Raw genomic sequence first — 12,172 nt, forward strand, 5'->3', positions numbered from 1 at the left:
ATTTCTTTTATAATTTATTATTAACTCAACCAGGATTTAAAATATTCTTGATCTTCAATTTCCAAAGCTTCTTCTGTCAGCATTAATGGTCTAAAAGGGTCGATCATAACCGCTAATTCATCGGTCTGTTTCTGACCGATACTTTTCTCCACAGTTCCAGGATGCGGACCGTGAGGAATTCCTCCAGGATGTAGCGTAATTTGACCACGCTCTACACTTTTACGGCTCATAAAATCGCCATCTACATAATATAGAACCTCGTCGGAGTCCACATTGCTGTGGCTATAAGGAGCTGGAATCGAGTCCGGATGATAATCATATAGACGTGGACAGAAACTACAGACAACAAAACTGTCGGTTTCAAAGGTCTGATGTACCGGTGGCGGTTGATGCAATTTCCCCGTAATAGGCATAAAATCATGGATTGAAAACGCCCAAGGATAGTGATAACCATCCCAGCCAATGAAATCAAAAGGATGACTACCATATATATACGGATATATTAATCCCTGTTTTTTAATTTTCACTTCAAAGTCACCTAATGAATCATTAGTCTCTAATTGTGACGGTTTTCTAATATCGCGTTCATAAAATGGCGCATGTTCCATCAATTGACCAAATTCATTTCGATAGCGCTTTGGCGTACGGATCGGCGAAAAGGATTCAATAATAAATAATCGATTCTCAGATTGATCAAAATGAATCTGATAAATCACACCGCGAGGAATAACAATATAGTCACCATATGAAAATGGAATCTGACCATAACCTGTTTTAACGACACCTGATCCCTGATGAATAAAAATAATTTCATCTGCTTGACTATTTTTATAAAAATAATCCGTCATAGATTGTCTAGGAGCTGCTAACGATATATGCAAATCATCATTGACCAGAACCGGTACCCGACTTTCCAGATAATCGTCTTTCGACTTTATAGCAAATCCTTTTAGACTCGTGTGTTTCAAATGCTTTCGCCGTGCTATTTTAGGAGACACATCATAGGGTTCTCCAATCTGTTTAACTAATGTTGGCGGATGACAGTGATAAACCAACGAATATGTGCTTGAGAATCCGTGTGTAGAAACCAGTTCTTCGGAATACAAAGCACCATTAGGTTTCCGAAATACGGTATGCCTTTTAGAAGGAACTTTCCCCAATTGATGATAAATTGGCATAAGTAAATAAGTTTTAAAAAGTGAAATGATATATATAGTGAAGCATGGATCAAACGAATGACACAAGCACAGATAAATAAGAAAAGAGGAAAAATTTAATACTGCGCAAACACCACAGCAGCGATCAAGGCCTTCAAGAAAGCACTCATTCCGAAAATGACTCTTACATATGTGAGTCTGCTGGTGTTCATAATTGGATTTTTGTTTATATCAAATATAATATTTTAATTTTTAATAATTCATAAAAAACAAAGAAAGTTAACCCCGAACTTCCTATATTTAACCAAATTACATCAAACACGTTGTACAAAAATTCTTTTTTAACGTTGAAAACGTACATATAAATAAAAGAAAAAACCGATTTCAATACTATATTCATGACATTATGAAACTTGTTACCTGTATTCTGGAAGATAGTGAACACCTTGCTTTTTTAATTGGTACATCTATATATCCTTGTGGGAATGTTGATTCTAAATTTCCAGATTCTATGGATAAATATCTCCATGCAGCTTTAAGTATCAAAGCCGCCATGAAGGATGCCTATCAAAAGCTCTTTAGTTCAAAAAATGAAGAAACACACCATACACTTACTAACACAATTTTAGAAGCTCCCATACCCCGTCCAGGTTCTTTACGCGATGCTTATGCATTTCGTCAGCATGTAGCAACCTCCCGTAGAAACCGTGGTTTAGAGATGATTCCTGAATTTGATCAATTTCCTGTCTTCTATTTTTCAAACCACCGTGCTATCTACGGTCCAGGCGCTGTTTCCTGCATGCCCAAACATTTAGACAAACTTGATTTTGAATTGGAAGTTGCTATTGTTATTGATAAACAGGGTAAAAATATAACTGCATCAGAAGCGGACTCTTATATTGGTGGCTTCATGATCATGAATGATATCAGTGCCCGAGCATTACAGATGGAAGAAATGAAACTTAACCTGGGGCCTGCTAAAGGAAAAGATTTTGCTACGGTGATAGGCCCCTGTCTTGTCACAGCAGATGAATTGGAAAAATATCGTGTTGATCCGCCCGTGGGCCATATTGGCGTCTGTTATGATCTTGAAATGACCTGCTCAGTTAATGGAAAATTAGTATCCAAAGGAAACCTGCGCGATATGAACTGGACGTTTGCTGAAATCATAGAACGTGTATCCTATGGTGTTGAAGTATTTCCAGGAGATGTCATCGGCTCAGGTACTGTTGGTACTGGTTGTTTTCTGGAGCTTAATGGGACTGCGAAGCTGCATGATCCATCTCATAAAGAACAATGGTTACAGATCGGCGATCAAATCGTAATGGAAGTTACCGGTTTAGGTCGATTACAAAATTACATCATAGCCGCAAATAATTAAGAACACTAAATTAAATAAGCTACTCAACATATGACTACAGAAAAAACAACAGTAATAGATCCAGTTGAACAACAAGCAATATTTGATAATCTTATCAAATATGCGGTAGCTCCGCGCCCTATCTGTTTTGCAAGTACAATTGATGCGGCAGGAAATGTCAACCTGAGCCCTTTTAGCTACTTTAATTTTATGTCTCAGCAACCCCCTATCTGTGTTTTTTCACCATTGCGGCGAATGCGCGACGGTTCTACTAAACATACCTTGGACAACATGCTAGAAGTACCAGAGGTTGTTATTAATATTGTGAATTATTCCATGGTGCAGCAACAGTCTCTCGCAAGCACCGAATATGGAAAGGGAATTAATGAATTTGATAAATCAGGTTTTACGGCTATTGCTTCAGATCTGATCAGCCCTCCACGTGTGGCAGAATCACCAGTTCAATTGGAATGTAAAGTTCATGAAATTATCAATCTCGGTGATGGTCCGGGAGCAGGAAATCTCGTCATTGCAGAAATAGTCCGGATGCATATTCATGAAAACTTACTAAATGATAAAAATGAAGTCTCACAGGAATCACTTGATCTCGTTGCCCGTTTAGGTGGGAATTGGTACAGTCGAGTAACAAAAGAATCACTCTTCGAAGTCCCAAAGCCACTCCGCAATTTAGGTATAGGAGTTGACGCACTTCCCGAACATATCCGTTATTCGGATATTCTTACGGGAAATCAGTTAGGTCGATTGGCAAATGTAGAGCAATTACCTGTATTGAATGACGAGAAGACTTTATTAGTAAATCCTGAAATTATAGCAATCTGGGAAAAATCTCACGGAGATCTTGCCCTAAGACGTAAGTTGCTCCAGATGCATGCCGCAAAACTGTTAGACCAAGGTGAATTGATTTCAGCTTGGCAAATTCTTTTATTAGGAGCCTAATATTAAAATACGGTTCAAAATACATACTGCCATGAGCTATCAAACCAATAGCTCATGGCAGTTCTTTATTACTTAGAAGCCCTGAAAAGATTTATTAGTATCCCTGGATACATTTTTAAATCTCGTTCTAATCGTAGATATGCATTACTTAGGTCCTAAAAGCAATGCTATTTGGTCGTTTTTAGCTAAGTTAATGCCATCCAAAATCAATTTACTCCAATGTTGATGATCTTGAATAATTTCCAGCAATCGATTTTCAATTTGAGTTGCTAACAAATGATCTCCATCATGAATAGCCAATTCCAGTGTTTCAATATAAGCAAGCCAATCTTCGGGATAGTTATGTGTTATATTCTGATAAATCTCACTAAGTAAAACATCCGATTCTTGACCTGTTCTTCGGTCACGAATAACTTTATAAAGCTTATTTTTTGATTTTTCGACCTCATTTTGCTGATGCACGATTGTTTTAGTTTCTGACACAAAGGCTCCTTGCTCATACGCTTCTTTATCTGCTGCTCCACAAAAAACAGATATAATCTGTTTCCCTACAGCCATGTCATAAGTTCCCCATTCTGGATCAAATAGAATCTGACAGGATCTACTATCGACAACCTGACATGGAGAAAAGGTAATCAATTGATTTTTTTTATCCCGCTGTTCTATAGACTGAACAACTCCTCTTACCTCAATTCCAGAAGTAAAGATAAGTGTGGTGTGCAGCCCTATTTCAATGCCATATTCTTTTAGATCAGCAGCATCAAAATCTTCCAGTGCTTTGACTGCTCCTAACAGATACCCAACAGGGGACCCAAATCCATCAGCATGATACGTCTTTCCATGACCAGAAAGCTGTTTATCTGCATAAGCTAATGCCGTTGGACCAACAGTCTTGATATATTCTATTTCACTCCCAGCAATACCTGTCTGAAAAAGTCCGGAGACCTGCAATCCGGAGCTATACACAATAGTACATAGGTTCTTACAAGCAATAGCCTTTTCCAAACCAACTTTTCCCCCTACCCGAAATGACATGGTATTTGCAAATTGATCTAAAACCTCTCGCAACTGATTAAAATCTTCCGTAACAAACAATTGAGGTTGTGGCTTCGTAATATCGTATGAATATGCTAATGCTTTTAATGAATAAGGTAATTTAGGAACTTCTTTACGCATACAGGACGCACTTTCTCCAATTGATGACAAAAGCCCTGCCCCATAAATTTTGGGATCATCTACTGTTCCAATTAGTCCATACTCAACCGTCCACCAATGCAATCTACTCAATAATGCCATTTCGGAAGGTTCACCCATATTTTCTTGTATCGCAGTAAGCTTTGCTTCTGCACTTGACAGCTGCTCTTCGGTTGCACTACTACTTTCTTTAAGGATAGAAAGGTTACGAATTGCCTCATACAGTTCAAAATCTTTCTCTGAAAACATTGCCTTTGTACCAATCTCGCCAAAATATTGCAAATATGCCGCATACTCAGGCTCTCCAATGATCGGAGCATGTCCAGATGATTCATGAATAATATCTGGTGCAGGAGTATATTCAATATGTTCAATCTGACGTATATCTGCTGCTACCACGAGTACCCGATAAGCTTGAAACTCCATAAAAGCTGCAGGAGGAATAAAACCGTCCACTGTAGCCGCTCCCCAACCCATATGTTTAAGACTGTCGTTCATCGTTTGCAGATTTGGGATTTCCTCAATCGTTAATCCTGCTTTATGAAGCCCTGGAATATAGGGATAATATGCAATATTACGAAGATATGCATAGTTCTGGCGCATGACATAGCGCCACACAGCCTGATCAATTGCCGTATAACGATCATATTGTTGCGGTACAATAAAACGTTTCAGATGTTGGGGTAAGCGATTTAATACTGGGTTGCCGTAAGTTTCCATTTATAATTGAGCTATAAACAAATTTAACTTATTTTCTTGAAGATAAACGATAGCATATGAAACAGTTAGGTGTAGAAAAATCTATTTACACAAGCAAAAATGACAAGATTAGCAATGAAATCTTGTTCTTTTTACAATCTTCTTTGCACTAAGTTGAAATCATCTAACTAAAAGTCCGAGTTAACTCAAATTTTCGCAAAAATTAATGATTCTAATATCTCCTAAACATATGCGCTTGCACGTGTACAGCATGTTATATTTTAAAATGCAAAAAGCTCCTATTAAATCCCATCATACTTTGTAATAGTCATCTTTTCTAATTGCATACAGAACGTTGATACGGGTGGGTTCACCATGATAAGCCACTTCTTCCAAAGCTATTTTTTGTGCCCCTAATCTCTCCATTGCTTTTTTTGATCTTTCATTATTATTCCCAACATGAAAATATACAGTATCCACATGATCAAATATATAATCGAGCATCATTTTTTTTACTTGAGGATTTATACCAGTGCCCCATGTCTTTGTACCATAAAAAGTGTAACCGATGAAAATACTGTTATCATCGGAACTATAATTGTAAAAACGTGTACTTCCTAAGATTTCATTGGACAGTTTATCCTGGATCAGGTAGGCACCTTTACTGATTACCGCACCTTCAAAGAAATTTTCAAACATAGGTCTTTTATACCGATCTTTATTAGGGTGTTGCTCCCATACTTTAGGATCATTAGCGACAGCGAAAAGCCTTTCAAAGTCATTATCCTGTAGCGGAACTAGTCTTATCTTACTATTTTCGAGTGGTGCTTGAATAGAAAATGGAATCATTGCATATATATTTTAATAACAGAAATTCAATTGGGGTAAGCTTTGCCTTTATAAAAAATGAGCTCCCGAACAACAAATTAAGAAAACCATTCGTTAATTCAACAGGGATCTATGAAATATTTCTGGAAATTTATTATTTTCGTTTTTTTTCCGGCAGGTTATGGTTAAATAATAAAGAAGGGCTAAAAATCTAAATAACAGACTGTTTTTTACCGTGTTTTAATTGCATTACAATAATTTCACATATTTTGTCAACAGCAACTTTATCAAAATTATATTCTAAACAATAAAACTAAAACGGTATCATAACTAGACCGTTTTGCAAAACGGTTCAAAAAAAGTGATTCATCGTAATCATTTTGTCACAATCTTAATATTTTTCATACTGTTGTAGAAATTATCCTATTTTTACACCTCCTTTACAACTCTTTTTGGAAAAAAGAAAAAGGCAGAATAAATAAACATACTCATTAGAGATAATAAAATTAAACTAAATACCAAAAGGCGGATCATACTTGAATATGATAACCATAATATATGAATACAACTCTCCCGAATAAACTTTACGCTGCAATTACCGCAATCGGAGGTTATATCCCTCAAAATAAACGAACAAATTCTGACTTAGAAAAATTATGTGATACGAATGATGAGTGGATCATCAAAAGAACTGGTATCAAAGAACGCCGCATCTTAGAAGAAGAATTGGCGACTTCTGACATGGCCGTTCGTGCGATTCAGGATCTCGTAGCAAAGTATGGTAAAGATTTAGCTGAAATTGATGCAATTTTAGTAGCAACTTCAACTCCTGATATGCCCATGCCAGCGACTGCGAACATCATCGCTGAAAAACTAGGTCTTACAAATGTTTGGGCTTTTGATATAAACGCTGCTTGTTCTGGTTTTCTATATGCGCTGGATATGGGTGCTTCACTTGTTGAGACAGGACGATACAAAAATGTACTTATCGTAGGGGCTGATAATATCAGTACTTATGTCGATATCCATGACCGTTCAACCAACATCCTATTTGGAGATGGTGCTGGAGTTGTATTACTACAACCTTCTACAGAAGGAGGTGTTATGGACGCATACTTGAGAAGTAATGGAGATGGTCGCGCTTTCCTAAATATTGAAGCTGGTGGAACTCAATATCCAATAAGCTTATCGGATCAAGATACACAAAAAAGATACTTACGTCAAGACGGTAAAACCGTATTTAAACAAGCAGTACAATCAATGAGTGATGCCTGCACGCAGGTCATGCAGCGCAACAACTTAACCGTTGAGGATATCAACTGGGTAGTACCACATCAAGCAAACCAACGTATTATCGATGCTGTAGGTCGCTCATTAAATATTCCTGAAGGCCGTACCTTAAGTAATATTGAGTACCTTGGGAATACAATCGCAGCGACAATTCCATTATGTATCTGGGAAAATGTAAAACAGATGAAGACTGGAGATCTTGTTATGTTAACAGCTTTTGGGGCTGGTTTCTCTTGGGGCGCAAGCTTATTCCGTTGGATGATATAAAAAATAAACCGCTTACTGAAACTGGTAAGTCTGTATAAAAAAAATCCCGCTAATCATAGATCGGCGGGATTTCTTTTTTGTGTGTTAATTTATTTATTTGTAAATCTAAACCAATTGAAATCGGCATACCCATCAACGCCAGTCTTAGTTTTACTATAATTAAACAAAGCAAAACGATTGGCTGTCCAATATAATTCTAATTGCATCTTGAGATCATTTCCGATAACATAAAAGTTTTCTCCATCTATACTGTAGTAAAACTTAGCAATAAAATCTCGATCAGTAACACGTGCTCTGATCCAAATTTTATCACCCTTAAAATTATCGATCTGCTCGATAATCTTATCATTGTTATTCATAATAATACGTCTTTGACCATCCGTCTGTTCTACTGCTACAAAAGCATAAGGAAACTGAAACACTCCGAATCCAGCGACATTACCATCTTTCAGGCTCATTAAATCAATCTCAACTGTTCCTTCTGAATTGGGGCCTTGAACGCGTTGTGTCAGTGTATTACGTGCAACTTTTAATGAATCGGCATAAGATGCTTTTAAGCGCATATATCCTTTGCGCTCTGTTAAGGACCATTTTTCATTGTCAGGATTATGATTCCATTGCCATTGCAAACCTAATTTTTGCTTTGTAAACTCATCTGTTGTTGCAGGACTTTTAATAGGATACACTTTACCAACATTAGGTTTTTTATAAGTAATCACGTCTTTATTTCCGCTTCCTAACATCGGCCAACCGTCTTTCCACTCAACAGGCAAAAGAACAGGTACTCGACCAATCGCCCCACGATCTTGCATAATAATAAACCACCAATCTCCATTTTTTAACTGCACCATTCCACCTTGGTGTAAACCATTTGGTGGATAAGAACTGCTATCATTGATAATTAATTTATGCTCATAAGGTCCGTAAATATTGTCCGACCGTAGACAAATCTGCCATCCTTCCGTACCTCCAGCTGGACAAGTAATATAATATTTTCCATTAATCTTATACATATGAGCACCTTCCATACCAAATCCACCTCCAAATTCATTAGCGTTTTTAAAACGTTTGTCCCAAATTTTAACGTCTTTACCTTTTACAGATTTAGCATCGGCATTTAATTCCGTTAGGTACAAAGTTCCTTGACCATGAGCTACATAAACTTTACCATCATCATCAAAAAATAATCCTGGATCGTATAAGAATTCTGGAAAAATAGTTCTTTCCCATGGTCCTTCTGGTTTATCAGCAATACAGATAGAAAAATTTCCTTTATCCCATCCCCAGTTCTTAGGTGTACAAAATCCAACATAAAACTTTCCATTATGATGCTTGATGGTATTGGCCCACGATCCATTGAGATACAAAGTACCACCTTTCATATCAAAACGTGGATCTTCATCATAACGCTCTACAGGATACCCAACGATCTCCCAGTTCACCAAATCTTTAGATTTTGCTATTGGGCTTCCAGGAACATAATGCATGCTTGTCGAGATCAAGTAAAAGTCATCTCCGACACGGATGATGTCCGGATCGGGCCAATCACCCCACATCAATGGATTTGTAAATGTTCCATTTCCATTATCTGGAGACCAAACCTGCTGCGCATTAGCAGTTGAAAAACATGACAAAAACAGTAGGAAGCAAATCATACTCCTAATGCTGTACTTCAAAAATTTAATCATAATATCTTTTTGGCATCTGCCCATAACTTTACCTGCTGTTGATAAACACGTAATATCAAATATTATTGCAGTCATTAATTTTTATCATTCATTGAGCGCATCCTATATGATGATGATGCGCTCAAGATTACCTTATCTTCTTTTCGTTATCTTCTCCGCTTCCCCTCTCACACTATATCGCACCAATACTTCTGTTGGAGTATCATCTTGTACGTCACAGGCAAATGCAATACTTGAATTACCTTGAGGCAAAACGGCTTTACCTTGGACAGGAAGCTTCTTTATCGTATTAAAATTTTTGTCCGTCAACAAGGCATTTCCGTCATGATCCAATAATAAGTATTGATCGGTTTCGATCGCTCCTTCTATTTTAATCACACCTTTGGAAGTTGTAAATGAAGGATTTGAAATTGTTCCTCCACCTTCTACTTTTAAACGTAGCGCATAAGTTCCTTCGTTGGGGGCATGCCAGGACCAATCAGCTCCGCCAGGTTGTCCGGGTTGCATTTCCGATAAATCACAACGATAGCGATCTGAAATATAAAGTGGATAGAGCAAAAACTGATCTTCAGTTACTTTTTTAAGATGCCATTCCGTTTCTGGATCCCGCAAACGCTTCATTTGATCGTCATTAAAAGCTTTCGCTTTTCGCAACACATCCCAATTTTTCATTGCCTCTAATAACTGATCAATCTGACCATGTTTTCGGAGTGTCTGCATATTAATACTCATTGCATATCCGGAATCAAAACCAGCTGACTCTGATAAAGCCCATTCCAGATCTTCTAAAGTTGTTGTTTCAAACTTACGATCTGCCAAACGAACCAAAAACCAACCTAGCATACGTGGAAACAGATTGCGTCTAAAATATTCCTGATTCTTGATTCTATTTTCGACCTGTCCCTTACGCATTTCTTCACCCCACGGCTCTCCCCAATTCATACGGGTATGCGTATGCCATAAAAAATGATCCAATCGACTTGCATCATTAATCAAATCGGTCTTATCTTTCAAGTTTTTATAATATTCTGTGATAAAACGTGCTGTAGCATAGTAGTCATGACCCGTATACATACTGCCCTCAAGGCCATCAAATGAAATCTGCTTGAGGCCTGTTGTATTGAATATGGTCGCTAGTCGTTGTGCAAATTCATCCTGTAGCACCAAATCAGGGAATAATGTCTTGTAAGGATAATCCCATAATTTATACAACGGTTGTACCTGATCATGTGCAGTAGCCTTTGTTCCGAAAGCCCCTCTTTTACAATCTGTCAACCGCATCCGATTGTTCATTTTCTCAACTTTACCAAATGTAATCAGCTCATCATCTATCTGCATAGCATTAAGGGAAAGTGGCATTTCAAATAAACCGGACACTTGAATTTCTATTTCTTGCTGATCTGCATTCAAATTGTGCAATAACTTCAACTCACCTTGTTTAAGCAAGTGCTTACTTGGAATCGGAGTGACATAAGTATCATTAGTGGTTAAAAAATTAGTTAACGTATGCACCCCAACACGAATACCTTTAGCCTTCGCTTTGTCTACCAGAACCTTTACACCCTGATCTCCATCCTTAACAAAAGACGATTTCCATTTAAAATGGCCCCATGTCTCAAAAGGATCCGTATGGTACACATTCCTAAAACCGGCCATCTGTACCTTATCCAAAACAAAGTCGAAATCCTCTTCTGAAAAATTTGAAATCAGGTAAGAATCCATCGCTGATCGGGATATTTTATCCCATTCACCATCAAGCATGGGATGTGGTAATCCTTGTTCCAATTCTACATGCCCTATGCGATTTAAAATTGCATCCCTATGATCTCCAAAGAGAGCGATCTTTGCACCGATTATCGATCCATCAGGACCAGAAACTGGAAGTGTCAGCGATTTTTCCAACTGTTGCACTTTCCGGTATTCAATTTTTTGTCTATTACGGGCTGACAATTGAAAAACCGTTCCATCTTTTGCATCAACCGCGACCAGATTATAGAAAGGAACGCTGGCTACTGAAAGTTCCGTATTAGCACCTGTGTATGTAAATTTAGAACTATATAAACTTGCTGATTCCTGTGGTATTCCACCATTGGTTTTCGCATTTAATGATTGCATTCCAAATGCGACATCAACATCCTGTGCAATACCTACAATTTCTCCAACAACCTCATGTGAATTGATCTTTACCGGACCAAAAACAACCATATTGTATACATCACTGATCTTAATGATTTCGTAAGTGATGGCTTGCGCCAGCTGTTTTACCTTAAGTTCAATTTGTTGACCATCTTCCATCGAAAGCAAATACTGATCTCCTTTAATCTTTAATTCTTTAGGTAGAATAATCTGTTGTGCCTTGACTGCTGACAAAATCGGATAACTACCTTTGCCTAACAATTCCTTTCCTGCAACTTTAATCGAACTGTAATATCCCTTGCCATCAAGTGTAATTTGAGTTTGTTTCGTTTTCAGTTCTACACCCTGACTCAGATTGGTCAACATGAAGATGAAACATAGTGTCCATAATATTTTCAACTTGTTCCTCATAGTTTAGTATTTCATTATATTTTTGTGTTTATAGCTCGTACAACCTGGTTCACTCATCTCTACTTTTAGTTTCTACTCATCAACTTGATTTTGATCGATTTTATTTAAAGATTGATTTAATTCTACTTAAAAACATGATGTGCAATAACTAAGTCGATTCAAAACGAATTCTCCCTAGTAAAAAA

8 protein-coding genes are annotated in these 12,172 nt (G+C 37.4%); 3 read left to right on the plus strand and 5 right to left on the minus strand.

The window, feature by feature from the left end:
• Window positions 1-20: 20 nt before the first annotated feature.
• A complete protein-coding gene (locus tag FHR29_RS19885; RefSeq protein WP_183916789.1) occupies window positions 21-1,178 on the minus strand; it encodes a homogentisate 1,2-dioxygenase in 1,158 nt (385 codons plus the stop codon).
• 385 nt (window positions 1,179-1,563) lie between these two features.
• Here FHR29_RS19885 and FHR29_RS19890 point away from each other — a divergent pair, with 385 nt between their 5' ends.
• Both FHR29_RS19890 and FHR29_RS19895 read left to right on the plus strand, forming a co-directional pair.
• Complete coding sequence (locus FHR29_RS19890) at window positions 1,564-2,538, plus strand: fumarylacetoacetate hydrolase family protein (RefSeq protein WP_183916791.1); 975 nt, start codon at window positions 1,564-1,566, stop codon at window positions 2,536-2,538.
• A gap of 30 nt (window positions 2,539-2,568) precedes the next feature.
• Window positions 2,569-3,474 (plus strand): flavin reductase family protein, encoded by a 906-nt coding sequence (locus FHR29_RS19895; protein ID WP_183916793.1) that lies wholly within the window; start codon window positions 2,569-2,571, stop codon window positions 3,472-3,474.
• 144 nt (window positions 3,475-3,618) lie between these two features.
• On the opposite strand, the gene FHR29_RS19900 is transcribed toward FHR29_RS19895, so the two are convergent.
• Both FHR29_RS19900 and FHR29_RS19905 read right to left on the minus strand, forming a co-directional pair.
• Window positions 3,619-5,388: an aromatic amino acid hydroxylase gene (locus FHR29_RS19900; protein ID WP_183916795.1), complete on the minus strand. Its 1,770-nt coding sequence runs from the start codon at window positions 5,386-5,388 to the stop codon at window positions 3,619-3,621.
• Window positions 5,389-5,679: 291 nt separating this feature from the next.
• Complete coding sequence (locus tag FHR29_RS19905; protein ID WP_183916797.1) at window positions 5,680-6,216, minus strand: GNAT family N-acetyltransferase; 537 nt, start codon at window positions 6,214-6,216, stop codon at window positions 5,680-5,682.
• Between the two features lie 537 nt (window positions 6,217-6,753).
• Between FHR29_RS19905 and FHR29_RS19910 the strand changes: the two genes are divergently transcribed.
• Window positions 6,754-7,752, plus strand: coding sequence for a beta-ketoacyl-ACP synthase III (locus FHR29_RS19910; RefSeq protein ID WP_183916799.1), 999 nt, complete (start codon window positions 6,754-6,756; stop codon window positions 7,750-7,752).
• Window positions 7,753-7,841: 89 nt separating this feature from the next.
• Here the strand turns inward: FHR29_RS19910 and FHR29_RS19915 are convergent, their stop codons facing one another.
• Both FHR29_RS19915 and FHR29_RS19920 read right to left on the minus strand, forming a co-directional pair.
• On the minus strand, window positions 7,842-9,440 hold the full coding sequence (locus FHR29_RS19915) for a glycoside hydrolase 43 family protein (protein ID WP_221197900.1): 1,599 nt from the start codon (window positions 9,438-9,440) through the stop codon (window positions 7,842-7,844).
• Between the two features lie 132 nt (window positions 9,441-9,572).
• Window positions 9,573-11,987 carry a hypothetical protein gene (locus FHR29_RS19920; RefSeq protein ID WP_221197901.1) on the minus strand — a complete coding sequence of 805 codons (2,415 nt, stop codon included), beginning with the start codon at window positions 11,985-11,987 and terminating at the stop codon, window positions 9,573-9,575.
• Window positions 11,988-12,172: the final 185 nt, after the last annotated feature.

This window comes from Sphingobacterium sp. JUb56, from assembly GCF_014191365.1.
Lineage (GTDB): Bacteria > Bacteroidota > Bacteroidia > Sphingobacteriales > Sphingobacteriaceae > Sphingobacterium > Sphingobacterium anhuiense.

Bases quoted from the DNA above. Each gene is read 5' to 3' on its own strand.
- FHR29_RS19885 (WP_183916789.1), bottom strand. From the start codon at position 1,178: ATGCCAATTTATCATCAATTGGGGAAAGTTCCTTCTAAAAGGCATACC.
- FHR29_RS19890 (WP_183916791.1), top strand. From the start codon at position 1,564: ATGAAACTTGTTACCTGTATTCTGGAAGATAGTGAACACCTTGCTTTT.
- FHR29_RS19895 (WP_183916793.1), top strand. From the start codon at position 2,569: ATGACTACAGAAAAAACAACAGTAATAGATCCAGTTGAACAACAAGCA.
- FHR29_RS19900 (WP_183916795.1), bottom strand. From the start codon at position 5,388: ATGGAAACTTACGGCAACCCAGTATTAAATCGCTTACCCCAACATCTG.
- FHR29_RS19905 (WP_183916797.1), bottom strand. From the start codon at position 6,216: ATGATTCCATTTTCTATTCAAGCACCACTCGAAAATAGTAAGATAAGA.
- FHR29_RS19910 (WP_183916799.1), top strand. From the start codon at position 6,754: ATGAATACAACTCTCCCGAATAAACTTTACGCTGCAATTACCGCAATC.
- FHR29_RS19915 (WP_221197900.1), bottom strand. From the start codon at position 9,440: ATGATTAAATTTTTGAAGTACAGCATTAGGAGTATGATTTGCTTCCTA.
- FHR29_RS19920 (WP_221197901.1), bottom strand. From the start codon at position 11,987: ATGAGGAACAAGTTGAAAATATTATGGACACTATGTTTCATCTTCATG.